The sequence below is a fragment of the Enterobacter cloacae complex sp. HYC003_NIDB genome (assembly GCF_056673375.1).
In genome coordinates this window covers 2,954,317-2,969,383 of sequence record NZ_CP114220.1, presented here as the reverse complement: position 1 = coordinate 2,969,383, position 15,067 = coordinate 2,954,317, and the positions used below count along the sequence as shown (strand labels likewise).

Genomic DNA, 15,067 nt, shown 5'->3' with positions numbered 1-15,067 from the left:
TGAACTTCAAGGCGGCGTATTCTATCACGCCCCCCCACCATTGACACCCTCTGTAAACGGCCAGTTAAACTCTGCAATGATATCCAGCGGCAGGCGCGCCGCAGACTGCCAGCAGCGGATGCTTTCCGCCACCAGCGGCGAACGCAGGTTTGGCGCGTTCAGGATCTCCTCGGCAGTCACCCACAGGCAGCGATCGATATCGTCGTCGTGCGGTTCAGTGGCGCACGTTTCGTTAAGTTCAACGGCGAATAAGAAGCGCAGGAAAGGCGTCTGGTCAGGCGCTAGCCACTGATGCATACGGATAAAATGCTGCGGTTCGGCGCGGATACCCGTCTCCTCCCACAGCTCACGGGCTGCCGCCTGGCGTAAGGTTTCATTGGCTTCAAGATGCCCGGCAGGCTGGTTCCACAGCGCTTTGCCATTGATGGTCTCTTCCACCACCAGGAATTTCCCCTGCGCATGGACCACGCAGGCGACCGTAACATGAGGTTTAAACATCAGTTCTCCTTAGGGGTAACATCCCGCCATTCCCCGTTTGCCAGCGAGTCCAGCGTGTAGCTGCCCATGGCATAGCGAATGAGTCGCAGGGTAGGGAAGCCCACATGCGCAGTCATGCGCCTGACCTGTCGGTTGCGGCCTTCATAAAGGGTTATTTTAAGCCAGCTGGTGGGAATGGATTTCCGCTCACGAATCGGCGGGTTGCGCGGCCACAACCACTCGGGTTCATTCACGCGCTCAATACCAGCCGGCAGGGTGGGACCGTCGTTCAGCGTTACGCCGTTACGCAGTTTTGCCAGCGACGCGTCGTCCGGCTCGCCTTCAACCTGCACAAAGTAAATTTTCCCGGTACGCTTGCCCGGCTGAGTGAGCCTGGCCTGGAGCACGCCGTCATTGGTGAGCACCAGCAACCCTTCGCTGTCACGATCCAGACGTCCCGCCGCGTACACTCCCTGAACGGGAATAAAGTCCTTCAGCGTGCTGCGCCCGGCCTCGTCGGTAAACTGCGGCAATACATCGTAGGGTTTATTGAACAGTATGACCCGCGTTGGCTGGGGTTCTGGCGTTCTTCTGGTGGCTTGTCGTGAGCTGAATCGCTCAACCCGGTGTTTTCTAAAAGAAGTTTTCGTCATGGTATTTTCAGGCGTTATCAATTGCCGCATTATAGCCTAATAACGAAGACCTTTCATGGCGTCGGACAATCAGGTACTATCGGAAGGCTCATTACAATTTATTAACATAAGATCAGTAACAACCAGAAGCGCTCGAAGGAGAGGTTAATGGAAAGCAAAGTAGTTGTTCCGGCGGAAGGTAAAAAGATCACCATGCAAAACGGCAAGATTAACGTTCCTCACAACCCGATTATCCCGTTCATTGAAGGCGACGGTATCGGCGTAGACGTTACCCCGGCAATGCTGAAAGTGGTTGATGCCGCTGTTGAGAAAGCCTACAAAGGCGAGCGTAAAATTTCCTGGATGGAAATTTACACCGGTGAAAAATCGACTCAAGTTTATGGCCAGGACGTCTGGCTGCCAGCCGAAACGCTGGACCTGATCCGCGACTATCGCGTTGCTATCAAAGGCCCTCTGACCACGCCAGTTGGCGGCGGCATTCGCTCCCTGAACGTGGCGCTGCGTCAGGAACTGGATCTGTATGTGTGTCTGCGTCCGGTGCGTTACTACCAGGGCACCCCAAGCCCGGTTAAGCACCCGGAACTGACCGACATGGTTATCTTCCGTGAAAACTCAGAAGACATCTACGCCGGTATCGAATGGAAAGCGGACTCTGCTGATGCAGAAAAAGTGATTAAATTCCTGCGCGAAGAGATGGGCGTGAAGAAAATTCGCTTCCCTGAGCATTGCGGCATCGGCATCAAGCCATGCTCCGAAGAAGGGACCAAGCGTCTGGTGCGTGCCGCCATCGAATACGCTATCACCAACGATCGTGACTCTGTGACCCTGGTTCACAAAGGCAACATCATGAAGTTCACCGAAGGCGCGTTCAAAGACTGGGGCTACCAGCTGGCGACCGAAGAGTTCGGCGGTGAACTGATCGACGGCGGCCCATGGCAGAAAATTAAGAACCCGAACACCGGTAAAGAGATCATCATTAAAGATGTGATTGCCGATGCGTTCCTGCAACAGATCCTGCTGCGACCTGCTGAGTATGACGTGATCGCCTGTATGAACCTGAATGGTGACTACATCTCCGATGCGCTGGCCGCGCAAGTGGGTGGTATCGGTATCGCCCCGGGCGCGAACATCGGTGACGAGTGCGCCCTGTTCGAAGCAACTCACGGTACTGCACCTAAATACGCAGGCCAGGACAAAGTCAACCCAGGCTCTATCATTCTGTCCGCAGAGATGATGCTGCGTCATATGGAATGGTTCGAAGCCGCAGACCTGATCGTTAAGGGTATGGAAGGCGCGATTAACGCGAAAACCGTCACCTATGACTTTGAACGTCTGATGGAAGGCGCTAAACTGCTGAAATGCTCAGAGTTTGGCGACGCGATTATCGCGAACATGTAATCCACTCGCTGGGTTAAATGACAACGGGAGCCTGAGGGTTCCCGTTTTTTATGCACACAAGACGGAAACAACGCTATGAACCATGATATCCCGCTCAAGTATTATGACATCGTCGACGAGTATGCGACTGAAACGGCGAAACCGGTAGAAGAGGCAGAACGTACGCCGCTGGCACACTATTTCCAGCTGCTGCTCACTCGCTTATACAACAATGAGGAAATCAGTGAAGAGGCGCAGCGGGAGATGGCTGTCCAGGCGGAGATAGACGAAGCGCGCATTGACGATATTGCGAACTTCCTGAATCAGTGGGGCAATGAATAACGCGTCATCGCGCTGAGTCTGCCAGCAGCCTGGCGAGGTCGTGCCGGGTTAGCGACTTTGAAAAGTACCAGCCTTGTACGAGGGCATCGGGGTATCTCTGCGCGATGAACTGATATTGCGTTTCGCTTTCAACCCCTTCAAAAACCAGGGTTTTGTGCAGTTTAGCGAGCGCGTCGCTGAAGATCACCAGGATATCCTGTTTATAGTGCTCGCTGATGCCGTCCACTAACGACTTATCCACCTTGATTTCGTCATATTTGAGATTTGATAGCCTGGCCAGATTAGAGTTTTGCACACCAAAATCGTCTATTGAAATTTTGACGCCTGCCGATTTAAGCTCCTCACAAAACTCTTCAAGGATGGCCGCGGTGGAAACGCCATTTTCGGATAACTCAACTTTGATTAACGATAAGGGAATCGCGTTCTCTGAGCATTCATGACGTAATACCGCCAGGAATTTGCCGTCTTCAATTTCCGTCCGGCCAACGTTCAGTGAAATCATTAACTGATGTTCAGCGGCCAGCGCGGCAATTTCCGCCAGGGATTTCTTTATCATGTTCTGATAATAAACGTTATACAGGCCAATTTTTTTAATTAACGGGATAAACAGCTCAGGAGAAACCTCTTTGTGATTGTTATCCTGCCATCTTGATAACACTTCAACCCCGACGATTTTCTTATCAGCAACCCGAATAACAGGCTGAAAATGAACGCTGATGGTATTCGCTTTTACCGCTTTGACCAGCGTTCGTTCCAGAGAACGTCGGTCTTCATAAAGTCGAAGAGAAAACAGCGTCAGGGATACCCAGATAAAGTATAAAAACAAGCACAGAAGCACCATCACTACGTGGGAGAGCGAAGCCAGTCCGGCATCATGGTGTGTGACGGTAACGCACAAATCCCAGCGTGTACTGCACTCTGTCACAGCCAGCGTAAATAACAGAGACTGTAAGCGGCTGAAGTTTTCTGATGGCGACGTAACGGTGAAAAAGGTGCGGCCGAAATCTTTAGTGGAAGAACGAAGCGAATAGTTGGCGGTAACGGGGGCAAATTTATCGTAGGCTGAACGGGAGGTGAAGATAATAAGGTGGTTATAGATTGTCGCATTGCCGACAAAGAAATCTTTCTGCGAAAACTGCGCCAGGCTGAATCCGTTCTGGGTATTATGCAGCTCAGAGGGAAGGGCGATGGGATTTGCCAGCTTGCCCCAAAACGCGGTGCAGGTGATTTTCCCCTTTTCAATAAACCCCACATCGGCGAAATAGAGACTTCGCATCTTTAATTTTCGGTAGACGTTCAGACTGGCGCTATCGCATCCCTGCGCGGAGGTATTTTTAAGCGTACTGGCGATATTTTGCGTTAACTCTTCAGAATAGCTTAAGAGCGTGTGGGAGATCTCCCTCTGCCGGTTCTTTTGCTGCTCAGCGATAATGGCGTTAACCGCATACAGCGACAGGACGACCATAAAGGTTGAGATGATAGCAACGGCAATGGCCTTCTTCATTTTCCTGTTGTCCCACCACGTCCTGAGGTGCAGGGATCTTAACACAGGTCATAAAAGCTACAAGTATGAGAGTTGAGGCTGCACGGAATCGAAAGGAAAGCCACCATGCCAGGCTCCTTTCATCTCAGAACCACTCAAACCGTGTTGAGAGCAGTAGCAGTAACGTACTGGCAGAAACAAGATTAAGGCAGATGACAAACTTGCTTGATACGTTCATGTTATCAACGTTTTTGTTGTTCAGTAGCCACAGAGAATAGCGTTTCACCTCCACTGAAGAAACGCCAGATTTTGGTGGGTTCGGGCAAAAAAAAGCCCACTCAAGAGTGGGCAAGAAATACTGGAAGCAATGTGAGCAATGTCGTACTGAATACCTGAGTGATTTGCTCAACTATTCAGTAATGAGAAAGATAATCTTTCTCAGTAAAAGATGCAACCCCACGATGAGTGTGGAACGGCATTTTTTTACTGCTCATATTTTAATCAAACGAACCGTGTGATTCTTATCACAAATTTCCTTTCTCAGATCCTGTGCTATCCTTTTCTGTGTCGTTGATTTAATGACAAAAACCATACAGAGAGGAAAGCTATGGGAATTTTATCCTGGATTATCTTTGGGCTGATTGCGGGGATCCTGGCGAAGTGGATTATGCCGGGCAAAGATGGCGGCGGTTTCATCGTCACGATCATTCTGGGGATTGTGGGTGCAGTCGTCGGTGGCTGGATCAGTACCCTGTTCGGCTTTGGCAGAGTTGATGGCTTCAACTTCGGCAGCTTTGTCGTCGCGGTGATTGGCGCGCTGGTTGTTCTGTTTATCTACAGAAAAATCAAAAGCTAAATCTGACCTGAGTTAAAAAAGGCTGCCTGACGGCGGCCTTTTTACTTTGGGCGTTACCACCAGCCCAACTGCGTACCGGCGACGGCCACGATGGCGACAATCAGCATGATGATGGTCGTTTTTCTCATTTAAGCCCCCGGCGCGGCGTAACCACCAAGGAAAAACCAGCCTAAAAACACCACCGCCGTGATAAAAATAACCACCGGAAAGAGGATCCCTATTCTCATGCCATCACCTGTTTGAGTTTGTATAAGGCCGTAGAGTGTACGATTTTAATCTAACGCGACAAAGCCTGTTTTGCTTTTTCCTTTTTTATCCTGATACATCGCGAGGTCTGCGGTGCGCAGGGCGCTATCTTCATCAGTGCGGTGAGGATCAACAATAACGACGCCAAGGCTTGCGCCGGGATAAAGAATAGTGGCATTACCTAACCCGTATTCGCCCGCAATAAGACCATTGAGGCGGGTTTTGATTGCGTTGCCCCCTTTGCTGGCGTCGCCATCATCGCTGTGACTCAGGCTGGCAACCAGAAATTCATCGCCGCCGAGCCGGCCAATAATCTCATCCTGCGTTTGCTCGTGAGTCAGCCGCTTGCCGACCTGTACAAGGAAGCGATCGCCCGCCTCATGCCCGTACTGGTCATTGATTCGCTTGAAATCATCGAGGTCAATAAAGGCCATCATGACGTTGCGGTTAAGATGGCGCGCCAGTGAGAACAGGGTGGTAAGGTTTTCAAAAATGGCGCGACGATTCGGCAGGCCGGTGAGGGCGTCGGTGTAAGAGTGGGCAATGAGCGCCGCATTTGCTTCGCGAAGCTGAAGCACAAGCGACTCCTTCTGAATGTACTGACCAATTAACCCGGCAAAGAGCCTGATCACCTGCTCGCCACGCTCGCTGAACTGTTTCTGTGCGGTGCTGGCCGCGCAAAGCGTGCCATACAGAGAACCGTCAGCCAGGTGAACCGGCACGCTCATATAGGTTGTAATGCCCAGTGCTTTGGCCGCTTCACACTCCGGCCAGCGGTCGGGCACCTCGTTACTGAACAACGTGTCGCTGTCGATGGCGCGCTTACACAGCGTTTCGTCCCAGGGCACGCTGAACCCTTCAGGGATCTGCATTTGCTTGCTGTTACGGGCATATAAAATGTGCTGCAAACGCGCATTGATATCGACTTTCGTCAGGTAGGTTGATTCCATATCCGTCACAATTTCCAGCATTTCCAGTAGCTGACGCACCAGACTGTCGAGAGATTGCTCAGTGGAGAGGGTTTCTGAAACACGGGCAAGAATGATATCTGACATGAGGCAGGATGACTCCCATGCAGAAGACCTCTGTATCTGCATGTTGTGCTGAAAATATAGACTCCAGCCATAGTAAAACATGAACAGGATTAATTTTATAGATTCTTCTGGAGGCGGATGAGGGTGAAGCTAAAAAAAAGCCCCGATGTTGAGATCGGGGCAAAACATCTTGATTACGGAATGATGTTCTCTGGTCAGTGTGAGAACAGGCATCACTATAAGGGGGAATCGTGCAGGTTTAATGGAGAAATCATGGAGAAAACGGCGATGACCCGTTACTCTGACGTTTTTACACCCTGAAGGATCATGATAATGAAATATCTTCTCCTGGCGCTGGTTTTACCGCTGGCCGCCTGCTCAACAAAGACAACCCCTCCTGATGCGCCTCAACCGCCGCACGCTATTGGTATGGCAAACCCGGCGTCAGTGTACTGTCTGGAGAAAGGGGGAGAGCAAATCCCTGTTCAAAGCCCGCAGGGCGTACGTACCGAGTGCAAATTGCCAGGCGGGGAAGTGATCGATGAATGGGATCTCTACCGCCGCGATCACCCGCAACCGACCAGATGACAACGGCAATAAAACTGCGATACACTTCTCTTTAGGATTATTCTTAGCCAGTTTCTGGCAGTACGTTTGCGAGAAGAAGTATGTTTCAGTTAAAACCGGGCAGCATGGCGATGATCGTGGGTGCGCGTACGGCGGCAGGCCGTCGAAATATCGGTAAATCCGTCGAGCTGTTTGGCCTCTGTCAGCCGGGCCAGCGTTTTGTGAACCCGGTTAACGGCGTCATGACGCAATTACCCGCCACGTCAGCGCGTGCGCTGTGGCTGGTCACCGGTGATGTTTATGCCTTTGATAATCAGCACGGTTTTGCGTTTGTTCGCCCGGAACATCTGATGCCGCTTACTCCCGACGAGATGCCACACAACGTGGATGAGCTGGCGATCGGTTAATCACAGTTTACGCAGCCAGTCCGCCAGTACCTGCGCGTGATTCTGCTCCGTATTTTTCGCCCCATAGAGTAGCGTCACGGTCTGCTGTTTGGCGAGAGCCGCCAGGCGTTTGCCTTCATCCGGATGCTGCGCCAGCTCTTTGCGATAGGCTTCACTGAACGCGGTGAAATCTATCGTTTCACTGTGAAAGGCTTTTCGCAGTTCGCTGGACGGCGTTAGCGCTTTACACCACTCATCGCAGGCGAGGTCGGTCTTTTTTATCCCTCGCGGCCAGAGTCTGTCGACCAGGATCCGGTAACCGTCTTTTGAGGTCGCCTGCTCATACACGCGTTTACATTGAATCATGGGTCCTCCTCATTTCCTTACGACGTTCTGCAAGAACACTATAGCACCCGGCTTTTATCCACCCAATTTAAGGTATTGTGATAATTGCAAAAGATCGGTAGTCTGAGGTTCCTTATGTTATCTGAAAATCCTCCGGCATAAGGAATCTCTGATGGAACTCTCCCCGGTTAAAACGACGCTGCGCATTGCGCTGGTTGGTGATTACAATCCCGATGTTATTGCGCACCAGGCGATCCCGCTGGCGATTGACGACGCCGCTGCGGTTCTGGATCTCACCGCTGATTATGACTGGCTCGCCACGCTTGAGCTGACCAGCGCCGAAGACCTGGTCGGGTATGATGCCATCTGGCTGGTACCGGCAAGCCCGTATAAAAACACCGAGGCGGCGTTTATTGCGGCCCGTTACGCGCGTGAGAACTGCATCCCCTTTCTCGGCACCTGCGGCGGGTTCCAGCATGCGCTGATTGAGTATGCGCGTAATGTACTGGGCTGGCACGATGCAGGCCATGCCGAAACCGACACCGAGGGAAGGATGGTAATTGCGCCGCTGACCTGCTCGCTGGTGGAAAAAACCGACGCGATCGAGCTGCGGAATAACACGCTGATTGCTAAAGCGTATGGCAAGCCGGAAATTCAGGAGGGGTATCACTGCAATTACGGCGTCTCACCTGAGTTTGCCGACCAGCTTGAGCGGGGCGACATGCGCGTAACGGGCTGGGACGAGCAGGGCGAGATCCGCGCGGCAGAGCTGGTAACCCATCCTTTCTTTGTCCTCACCCTGTTCCAGCATGAGCGGGCCGCGCTGCAAGGGCGCCCGGTCGTGCTGGTACAGGCCATGCTGCGGGCGGCGCAGGGATAAAAAAAGCAGACCTCCGGGTCTGCCTTGAATGTCAGCGGGGTGTGATCTCCCGGTCACGCCCGGCAAGCATACCGCATAACGCCATCACCACCGCGGCCAGCGCGCAGGCGAGCAGCGGAATGCGCCAGTCTCCAGCGGTATCGTGAATTTTCCCCATCAGCGGTGGGCCACAGGCCGCCAGAAGATAGCCAATCGACTGTGCCATGCCGGAGAGCGCCGCGGCCTGATGGGCCGAGCTGGCGCGCAGCCCGATAAACGTCAGGCCGAGGATCATGGTGGCGCCGGATCCAAAGCCAAACACCAGCGTCCAGACGACGGCCAGCCCCGGCGCGAACCAGAACCCGGCCGCGCTGACGGCGCACATCAGGGCGACTAGCCCGGCAATGCCACGCTGATCGTTAAGTCGGTGCAGGATCAGCGGAATGGCGAGACCGGGAACCGCGGTTGCCAGCTGGAGAAGCCCGTGCATGGAGCCAGCCTGCGTTTCGCTGTAGCCATGGCTAAGCAAAATCGCGGGTAACCAGCCGATAATGACGTAGTAAATCAGCGAGTTAATGCCCAGAAAAAGCGTCACCTGCCAGGCGAGCGCCGAGCGCCAGATAGCCCGATTGTGCAACGCGCCCGCTCCGGTCAGGGTGGCGGCCGGCTTCTGGCGCCATTGCGGTAACCACAGCAGCAGCGCCACCAGCGGGAAGAACATCAGCATCAACAGCGCCCCGTGCCAGCCAGCACTCCCCAGCGACAGCGGGACGATCAGCGCCGACCCTGCGGCAGCAGCGGCTCCCATCGTCAGCGAATAAGCCCCCGTCAGTTTTGCGACCTGGCCCGGAAAATCACGTTTGATTAAGCCAGGTAGCAGGACATTGCCCAGCGCAATCCCACAGCCCACGATCGCCGTACCGATAAACAGCAGCGAGGCCGACGGCAGCGAACGTACGCCAATCCCGATGCAAATCAGCAGCAGAGCGATAAAAAGGCTGCGCTCCATGCCCAGGCGCCGGGCGACGCCTGCGGCAAGGGGAGAGATAAAGGCGAAGGCCAGCAGAGGCAGCGTCGTGAGCAGGCCGGTTTGCGCCGTGCTTAAGCCATAGTCCTGTCGGATGGTATCGAGCAGGGGGGCGACACCGGTAAAGGTGACGCGCAGCGTCGTGGCAATCATCAGGATGCCTGCAATCAGCAGCGCACCCTGTTTCCCGGAAGGTTGAATAGCAGTAGTCATTATTGTCTCTTACGTTCAGGCGAGCGCATACCATACCGATTTAAGTCGTGGTTGAAATCAGGCTAAAATGACAGTTTATCGCTAATATCGGACAACTTTATGTACGGACTGGGGCTCGATGGCTACGATCCCGATAGCCAGCACGACGCGGCGGTGGCCTTTCGCATCCGCGTGGTGGCACAGGAACAATATATTCCGCTGCATCAGCACCGCAAAGGGCAGCTGATTATGGCGCTGGGTGGCGCGATCACCTGTGAAGTGGAGAACGCGATGCTGATGGTGCCGCCCCAGTATGCGGTGTGGATCCCGGGACAAACGCCGCACAGCAACAAGGCGACGCCCGGCGCGCAGCTCTGTCTGCTGTTTATTGAACCCGGTGCGCTCGAATTGCCGACGCGTACCTGTACGCTGAAAATATCGCCCCTGGTGCGGGAGCTGGTGCTGGCGCTTGCGGACAGGTCACGGGAGGAACTGCCTCTTCCCGCTACCGGAAGGCTGGTTGACGTCCTGTTTGATGAACTGCCCCTGCAACCGCAGGAGCATCTACAGCTGCCGGTATCTCCGCATCCAAAAATTCGCCTGATGAGCGAGACCATGGCAAACGAACCTGCCGCCTGGCAGACGCTGGCGCAGTGGGCCAGCCACTTTGCCATGAGCGAACGCAATCTGGCGCGGCTGGTGGTGAAAGAGACTGGCTTGAGCTTTCGCCGCTGGCGGCACCAGCTCCAGCTGATTGTCGCATTGCAGTTTTTGATCGGCGGAAAGTCGGTTCAGCAGGCGGCGCAGGCGCTGGGGTATGACTCCACCACCGCCTTCATCACCATGTTTAAGAAAGGACTGGGACAGACGCCCGCCCGCTATATCGCCAGCCTGACTACGACTTCCCGATAAACAGCGAAACCAGTCCGGCAGCAATCAGCGGGCCAACCGGCACGCCACGAAACAGCGCCACGCCTAACACGGTGCCCACCAGCAGCCCGGCCACCAGTGAAGGCTGGCTGCTCATCAGCGTCACGCCGCGCCCGCCAAGCCATGAGACAAAAACGCCCACCGCAATCGCCACCAGCGATTTCCAGTTTACAAAGGAGTGCAGCAGCGTGGAGGCCGGTAGCGTTCCGCTGGCAATCGGGGCCATCACGCCGATGGTCAAAATAATGATCCCGATGGTAAGCCCCTGTTTTTCTATCCACGGGAAGAAGGTATTCAATGGTGTGACGCGAACGATGATCAGGACCAGAATGGAAATCGCGACGGTGGTGTTGTGGCTGACAAAACCCAGAGCAGCCAGGGCCAAAAGTATGAGCAGTGTAGGGTCGAACATGACGGGATCCTTGCCAAAAATAGTAAGCCTGCTTACTTTACGCGCAAACGCGACGGCAGGCAGGCTTTACTGAAAAAATTGTCTATTTTTGGGCACTTGCCTGACGTCAGTCCACCAGCTGCTGGATAAGCGGACTTCCTTCGCGGATAAACACCGGGATGGTTTCCAGCGCCGCAGGCACCCGGATATGCTCCCCACCGGCGTAGCGCTCACCGTTGAGAGCGACCCAGCTATTGCCCGTCGGCAGCCAGACATCGCGCTCACGCTGACCGGCCTGCATAACCGGCGCCACCAGAAGATCTTCGCCAAACAGATACTGATCTTCACACGTCCAGCTCTGCTTATCCTGCGGATAGTGCCAGAACAGCGGACGCATGAGCGGGTCTCCGTGCAGATGAGCCTGCTGGTACAACGCGTCAATATACGGGCGCAGGGTTTCGCGCACGGTAAGCCAGTGCTGCATGATGGCGTAATTCTCTTCTCCGTAACTCCACAGCTCATTAGGCGAACCGCTGTTACACTGAGGAATGCCGTCACGGTAGCGCTCCGGGGGCTGGATCTGCGGTTCGCGATAGCCGTGCATGCGCAGAACCGGTGTAAACACCGCCCACTGGAACCAACGGATCAGCAATTCGTGGAACGCCGGGTCGTTAACGTTCCCTCCCTGGAAGCCACCGATATCGGTTGTCCACCATGGGATCCCCGCCAGCCCCATATTCAGTCCCGCGGCGAGTTGATTGCGAAAAGCATGGAACGAGGAGTGAACATCACCCGACCACGCCAGCACGCCGAAGCGCTGGCTGCCTGCCCAGGCGCAGCGTACCAGGTTAACAATGTCCGTTTCGCCGTTTGCCTGGAGCCCATCGTAAAAGCCCTGCGCAAAGTCACGCGGGTAGCGATTACCCACTTCCAGCACCGGACCGGCGTGGTAGCGATAGTTGTCAAAATCATAGGCGCGGTATTCCGGTTCGGCTTCGTCCAGCCAGAACAGCTTAATGCCCATGTCGTAGTAATTTTTCTTCACCGTATCCCAGACGAATTTCCGCGCCTCAGGATGGGTCGCATCAAAGAAGGTGGTATTGCCCATAAAATCGAGGTTGACCTGCACGCCACGTTCACTGCTGACCAGCCAGCCTTTGGCTTTCATCAGCGGGTAGAGAGGGCTGCGCGCCTCTACCGTTGGCCACACCGACACCATCAGCGCAATACCCATTTCGCGCAGCTCGTCGACCATCCCTTCAGGATCGGGCCAGTCTACGGGGTCGAAGCACCAGGTGCCCTGATTCGGCCAGTGGAAAAAGTCGATGACCATCACCGACAGCGGCAGATTACGGCGGCGATACTCCCGCGCAACCTCCAGCACCTCCTGCTGGGTGCGGTAGCGTAATTTGCACTGCCACAGCCCGCTGATAAACGCCGGGGCGGAGGGCGGAGTACCGGTGGCTTTCACATACTGGCGGGTGATATCCGCCACCGTGTCGGCGGCGGTGATCCAGTAGTCCATTTCTCCTGTGACGCGGGCGCGCCATTCCGTCTGATTTTTTGCAAAGCTGGCTTCACCAATCGCCGGGTTGTTCCACAGCAGGCCATAGCCAAGGCTGGACTGCATAAAGGGCACGCTGGCCTGGGAGTTGCGCTGTGCCAGTTCCAGCGTACAGCCTTTCAGATCCAGCCACGGCTGTTGATACTGACCCATGCCATAGATGCGTTCATCCGGACGCGATTCAAACCGGACGGTGAGCTGATATTTCCCCCCCATTAGCGGCTTAAATTCGCGGCCATCCAGCTTCAGGGCGCTGACATATTTATCCTGGCTCTTCTCGCTGGCACCGATACCCACCGTTGAACGCTGGCGCCACATCTCTTCCAGCAGCAGTTCGCCGCGCTGATTGTAGAAGGCCAGCTGACCTTTAAGATTCAGCGTCGCGGTAATATTGCCGTTGCGCAGCGTCAGGCTTTCCGCTTCGGCGACAATCTCAGCCTGGCAAGGGGCGGCGGGCAACAGTGCCTGTAAGGCGTCATCAAAAGCCGGGGAGCAGGTGGCCCTGACGCGCAGGCTGTTTTCACCCCACGGTTCAATACGCAGGATCTGGCGTTCAAAACGCCATTCGATACTGTTGGAATGTTGGATCAGCTCACTCATGGAAAACGCGTCCTTCTAAACAGGGTGTTTGGCAAGATGGATGGATTGCATTGTGCTGTCGTCGAGCTTGTACCAGCGCAGCGTGGCAAACGCGCAGAGTGACAAGACGCCAGGCACGACGGTGAAGAGGGCGATGATGCAGTACATGGCCGTGGTGGTCTGTTCCGGGGCGTTGGCGACATAGCCGCTTAAGCCCAGCGTCCAGCCAACAATCGCGCCGCTGATCGCCATTCCCAGCTTGAGTACGGCGAGGAAGGTGGAGAAGATCACGCCGTCCATGCGTTTCCCCTGTTTCCATTCGCCGTAATCGGCGACGTCCGCCATCATTACCCACATCAGCGTGGTGGTGGCCTGGTAAAGGGTGGAGACGATAAACGTCATGGGCACCAGAATAAGCACTGACTTAGGCGCAAAGAACAGGGCGATGCTGAGTACCCCCCCCAGTACGGAACAGTATCCAAACATCTGCACTTTGCTGACGTTCTGCGTCAGACGTTTGGCCAGCGCACTGCCTGCGGCTTTCCCGAGAATATGCGCCCCGAGCATCCACATAAAATAGCTTGCGCTACCGAGATAATAAGTGACGAAATACATCATTGCGCCAAGGCGAATAACGCCAAAACCAATGTTGGTTAATACCAGGACGGCGACAACCCGCCATTGGTCGTTTCGTAATAAATCCCGCAGTTCCGCAAGATAATTATTGTGGGTAGCGGGAGCCTTAATACGTTCACGCGTATTGGCGAAGCAGATCCAGAACATGATGACCGCGATGGTCGCCATAATGGCCATCGCCCAGCGGTAGCCCAGTAATTTATCATCGCCGCCTAAAAACTCTGCGAGCGGCATCATAAAGAATGTCGACAGCGCGCCACCCAGCGTGGCCAGGAAAAAGCGATAGGACTGGAGGGAAATTCGCGCATCGTTGTCGGGCGTGATCACCGCTCCCATGGAGCAATAGGGAATATTGATTGCGGTGTACATCAGCATCATCAGGGTATAGCTGACGGTGGCGAAAATCATTTTACCGTGCAGATCGAGCGACGCCGGCACGGCGTAGGTCAGCAGACAACTTGCGCCAAAGGGCAGCGCCAGCCACAGCATCCAGGGGCGGAATTTGCCCCAGCGCGTGCGCGTCCTGTCTGCGATATAGCCCATCGCCGGGTCTATTATGGCATCGGCGGTTCTCGCCAGAAGAAACATGGTGCCCACGAATGCGGCAGGTAGCCCCACCACGTCCGTATAGTAAAACGTCAGAAAAATAATGACGTTATCCAGCCCAATATGGCTCGCCATATCGCCTAACCCATAACTGATCTTTTCTTTACGGGTAATTATTTCGGTCATTGTATTCACCTTGCCAGTGTAAGGTTTATTTTTGAGGTGCTCCGTAAACAGGGTTAACCATGATGAAAAGGTTAACAATTGCGAGATCTGGCATCGGGGTTACGTAAATTTCTTTTCGTGATACCGGTAACAAATAAAGTATTTAAACAGTGACTTTATACGGTGGAGGATAGGTAACAGCGAATCGTTTCAGCGAAAAAATAGTCATTTCACGGACGCGTCATTGTCATTTAACTGTCATTGTGCGGGGGTAAAAAAGAGGCAAACGGGCAAAGCAGAGGGCATCATGAACGATCCTATGTTTGTCGAAACGCTGATTATCTCCTCATCGTTTTTTATTATCGCGATTATTTTGATTGCTTCCGTGCTGCTGCTGGAAAACGGCTGACCG

At 54.3% G+C, this 15,067-nt stretch carries 20 protein-coding genes; 8 read left to right on the top strand and 12 right to left on the bottom strand.

Annotation, left to right across the window (positions count from 1 at the left end; all coding sequences use genetic code 11):
* Window positions 1-24: 24 nt before the first annotated feature.
* Together O1722_RS14200 and rluE are read right to left on the bottom strand one after the other, a co-directional pair.
* Complete coding sequence (locus O1722_RS14200) at window positions 25-498, bottom strand: NUDIX domain-containing protein (RefSeq protein WP_032648023.1); 474 nt, start codon at window positions 496-498, stop codon at window positions 25-27.
* The gene (gene rluE / locus O1722_RS14195; RefSeq protein ID WP_017693618.1) at window positions 498-1,160 is read right to left on the bottom strand and encodes a 23S rRNA pseudouridine(2457) synthase RluE; all 663 of its coding nucleotides are present in this window, start codon (window positions 1,158-1,160) and stop codon (window positions 498-500) included. The genes O1722_RS14200 and rluE overlap by 1 nt, the downstream gene beginning before the upstream one ends.
* Before the next feature lie 117 nt (window positions 1,161-1,277).
* On the opposite strand from rluE, the gene icd reads away from it, so the two are divergent.
* Window positions 1,278-2,528 (top strand): NADP-dependent isocitrate dehydrogenase, encoded by a 1,251-nt coding sequence (gene icd / locus O1722_RS14190; protein ID WP_033487225.1) that lies wholly within the window; start codon window positions 1,278-1,280, stop codon window positions 2,526-2,528.
* 75 nt (window positions 2,529-2,603) lie between these two features.
* On the top strand, window positions 2,604-2,849 hold the full coding sequence (locus O1722_RS14185) for a YmjA family protein (protein ID WP_015570796.1): 246 nt from the start codon (window positions 2,604-2,606) through the stop codon (window positions 2,847-2,849).
* A gap of 4 nt (window positions 2,850-2,853) precedes the next feature.
* On the opposite strand, the gene O1722_RS14180 is transcribed toward O1722_RS14185, so the two are convergent.
* Entirely contained in the window at window positions 2,854-4,353 is a 1,500-nt protein-coding gene (locus tag O1722_RS14180; RefSeq protein WP_033487224.1) for an EAL domain-containing protein, read from the bottom strand.
* 124 nt (window positions 4,354-4,477) lie between these two features.
* Window positions 4,478-4,570 (bottom strand): stress response membrane protein YncL, encoded by a 93-nt coding sequence (gene yncL, locus O1722_RS14175; RefSeq protein WP_071524166.1) that lies wholly within the window; start codon window positions 4,568-4,570, stop codon window positions 4,478-4,480.
* Window positions 4,571-4,939: 369 nt separating this feature from the next.
* On the opposite strand from yncL, the gene O1722_RS14170 reads away from it, so the two are divergent.
* Window positions 4,940-5,188, top strand: a complete 249-nt coding sequence (locus tag O1722_RS14170) for a GlsB/YeaQ/YmgE family stress response membrane protein (protein WP_003857896.1) — start codon at window positions 4,940-4,942, stop codon at window positions 5,186-5,188.
* Window positions 5,189-5,241: 53 nt separating this feature from the next.
* On the opposite strand, the gene yoaJ is transcribed toward O1722_RS14170, so the two are convergent.
* Genes yoaJ through O1722_RS14155 form a run of 3 tightly spaced genes read right to left on the bottom strand, consistent with a single transcriptional unit; the run spans window position 5,242 to window position 6,489 of the window.
* Entirely contained in the window at window positions 5,242-5,316 is a 75-nt protein-coding gene (yoaJ, locus tag O1722_RS14165) for a protein YoaJ (RefSeq protein ID WP_015570794.1), read from the bottom strand.
* The gene (locus O1722_RS14160; protein WP_015570793.1) at window positions 5,317-5,415 is read right to left on the bottom strand and encodes a YoaK family small membrane protein; all 99 of its coding nucleotides are present in this window, start codon (window positions 5,413-5,415) and stop codon (window positions 5,317-5,319) included.
* Window positions 5,416-5,460: 45 nt separating this feature from the next.
* Window positions 5,461-6,489 carry a sensor domain-containing diguanylate cyclase gene (locus tag O1722_RS14155; RefSeq protein WP_017384698.1) on the bottom strand — a complete coding sequence of 343 codons (1,029 nt, stop codon included), beginning with the start codon at window positions 6,487-6,489 and terminating at the stop codon, window positions 5,461-5,463.
* A 312-nt stretch (window positions 6,490-6,801) separates the two neighbouring features.
* On the opposite strand from O1722_RS14155, the gene O1722_RS14150 reads away from it, so the two are divergent.
* Both O1722_RS14150 and O1722_RS14145 read left to right on the top strand, forming a co-directional pair.
* Window positions 6,802-7,056, top strand: a complete 255-nt coding sequence (locus O1722_RS14150) for a putative hemolysin (protein WP_015570791.1) — start codon at window positions 6,802-6,804, stop codon at window positions 7,054-7,056.
* An 80-nt stretch (window positions 7,057-7,136) separates the two neighbouring features.
* Window positions 7,137-7,442: a hypothetical protein gene (locus tag O1722_RS14145; protein WP_015570790.1), complete on the top strand. Its 306-nt coding sequence runs from the start codon at window positions 7,137-7,139 to the stop codon at window positions 7,440-7,442.
* Here the strand turns inward: O1722_RS14145 and O1722_RS14140 are convergent, their stop codons facing one another.
* On the bottom strand, window positions 7,443-7,787 hold the full coding sequence (locus O1722_RS14140; RefSeq protein ID WP_015570789.1) for a DUF488 domain-containing protein: 345 nt from the start codon (window positions 7,785-7,787) through the stop codon (window positions 7,443-7,445). It abuts the gene before it with no gap.
* A 151-nt stretch (window positions 7,788-7,938) separates the two neighbouring features.
* On the opposite strand from O1722_RS14140, the gene O1722_RS14135 reads away from it, so the two are divergent.
* The gene (locus tag O1722_RS14135; protein WP_033487222.1) at window positions 7,939-8,646 is read left to right on the top strand and encodes a CTP synthase C-terminal region-related (seleno)protein; all 708 of its coding nucleotides are present in this window, start codon (window positions 7,939-7,941) and stop codon (window positions 8,644-8,646) included.
* Window positions 8,647-8,677: 31 nt separating this feature from the next.
* Here O1722_RS14135 and O1722_RS14130 read toward each other — a convergent pair whose 3' ends face one another.
* Window positions 8,678-9,865, bottom strand: coding sequence for a CynX/NimT family MFS transporter (locus tag O1722_RS14130; protein WP_033487221.1), 1,188 nt, complete (start codon window positions 9,863-9,865; stop codon window positions 8,678-8,680).
* A 99-nt stretch (window positions 9,866-9,964) separates the two neighbouring features.
* Between O1722_RS14130 and O1722_RS14125 the strand changes: the two genes are divergently transcribed.
* Window positions 9,965-10,756 carry an AraC family transcriptional regulator gene (locus O1722_RS14125; protein ID WP_017384695.1) on the top strand — a complete coding sequence of 264 codons (792 nt, stop codon included), beginning with the start codon at window positions 9,965-9,967 and terminating at the stop codon, window positions 10,754-10,756.
* Here O1722_RS14125 and O1722_RS14120 read toward each other — a convergent pair.
* The 3 genes from O1722_RS14120 to O1722_RS14110 form a co-directional block, all read right to left on the bottom strand.
* The gene (locus O1722_RS14120; protein ID WP_003857881.1) at window positions 10,740-11,186 is read right to left on the bottom strand and encodes a DUF441 domain-containing protein; all 447 of its coding nucleotides are present in this window, start codon (window positions 11,184-11,186) and stop codon (window positions 10,740-10,742) included. The two genes, O1722_RS14125 and O1722_RS14120, sit on opposite strands and share 17 nt — an antisense overlap.
* Window positions 11,187-11,292: 106 nt before the next feature.
* On the bottom strand, window positions 11,293-13,329 hold the full coding sequence (locus O1722_RS14115) for a glycoside hydrolase family 31 protein (protein WP_032670954.1): 2,037 nt from the start codon (window positions 13,327-13,329) through the stop codon (window positions 11,293-11,295).
* A 15-nt stretch (window positions 13,330-13,344) separates the two neighbouring features.
* A complete protein-coding gene (locus O1722_RS14110; protein ID WP_050515886.1) occupies window positions 13,345-14,676 on the bottom strand; it encodes a glycoside-pentoside-hexuronide (GPH):cation symporter in 1,332 nt (443 codons plus the stop codon).
* A 286-nt stretch (window positions 14,677-14,962) separates the two neighbouring features.
* On the opposite strand from O1722_RS14110, the gene yoaI reads away from it, so the two are divergent.
* On the top strand, window positions 14,963-15,064 hold the full coding sequence (yoaI, locus tag O1722_RS14105) for a small membrane protein YoaI (RefSeq protein WP_017384693.1): 102 nt from the start codon (window positions 14,963-14,965) through the stop codon (window positions 15,062-15,064).
* Window positions 15,065-15,067: the final 3 nt, after the last annotated feature.

Coding starts and splice junctions, on each gene's coding strand:
- O1722_RS14200 (WP_032648023.1), bottom strand. CDS start 498: ATGTTTAAACCTCATGTTACGGTCGCCTGCGTGGTCCATGCGCAGGGG.
- rluE (WP_017693618.1), bottom strand. CDS start 1,160: ATGCGGCAATTGATAACGCCTGAAAATACCATGACGAAAACTTCTTTT.
- icd (WP_033487225.1), top strand. CDS start 1,278: ATGGAAAGCAAAGTAGTTGTTCCGGCGGAAGGTAAAAAGATCACCATG.
- O1722_RS14185 (WP_015570796.1), top strand. CDS start 2,604: ATGAACCATGATATCCCGCTCAAGTATTATGACATCGTCGACGAGTAT.
- O1722_RS14180 (WP_033487224.1), bottom strand. CDS start 4,353: ATGAAGAAGGCCATTGCCGTTGCTATCATCTCAACCTTTATGGTCGTC.
- yncL (WP_071524166.1), bottom strand. CDS start 4,570: ATGAACGTATCAAGCAAGTTTGTCATCTGCCTTAATCTTGTTTCTGCC.
- O1722_RS14170 (WP_003857896.1), top strand. CDS start 4,940: ATGGGAATTTTATCCTGGATTATCTTTGGGCTGATTGCGGGGATCCTG.
- O1722_RS14160 (WP_015570793.1), bottom strand. CDS start 5,415: ATGAGAATAGGGATCCTCTTTCCGGTGGTTATTTTTATCACGGCGGTG.
- O1722_RS14155 (WP_017384698.1), bottom strand. CDS start 6,489: ATGTCAGATATCATTCTTGCCCGTGTTTCAGAAACCCTCTCCACTGAG.
- O1722_RS14150 (WP_015570791.1), top strand. CDS start 6,802: ATGAAATATCTTCTCCTGGCGCTGGTTTTACCGCTGGCCGCCTGCTCA.
- O1722_RS14145 (WP_015570790.1), top strand. CDS start 7,137: ATGTTTCAGTTAAAACCGGGCAGCATGGCGATGATCGTGGGTGCGCGT.
- O1722_RS14140 (WP_015570789.1), bottom strand. CDS start 7,787: ATGATTCAATGTAAACGCGTGTATGAGCAGGCGACCTCAAAAGACGGT.
- O1722_RS14135 (WP_033487222.1), top strand. CDS start 7,939: ATGGAACTCTCCCCGGTTAAAACGACGCTGCGCATTGCGCTGGTTGGT.
- O1722_RS14130 (WP_033487221.1), bottom strand. CDS start 9,865: ATGACTACTGCTATTCAACCTTCCGGGAAACAGGGTGCGCTGCTGATT.
- O1722_RS14125 (WP_017384695.1), top strand. CDS start 9,965: ATGTACGGACTGGGGCTCGATGGCTACGATCCCGATAGCCAGCACGAC.
- O1722_RS14120 (WP_003857881.1), bottom strand. CDS start 11,186: ATGTTCGACCCTACACTGCTCATACTTTTGGCCCTGGCTGCTCTGGGT.
- O1722_RS14115 (WP_032670954.1), bottom strand. CDS start 13,329: ATGAGTGAGCTGATCCAACATTCCAACAGTATCGAATGGCGTTTTGAA.
- O1722_RS14110 (WP_050515886.1), bottom strand. CDS start 14,676: ATGACCGAAATAATTACCCGTAAAGAAAAGATCAGTTATGGGTTAGGC.
- yoaI (WP_017384693.1), top strand. CDS start 14,963: ATGAACGATCCTATGTTTGTCGAAACGCTGATTATCTCCTCATCGTTT.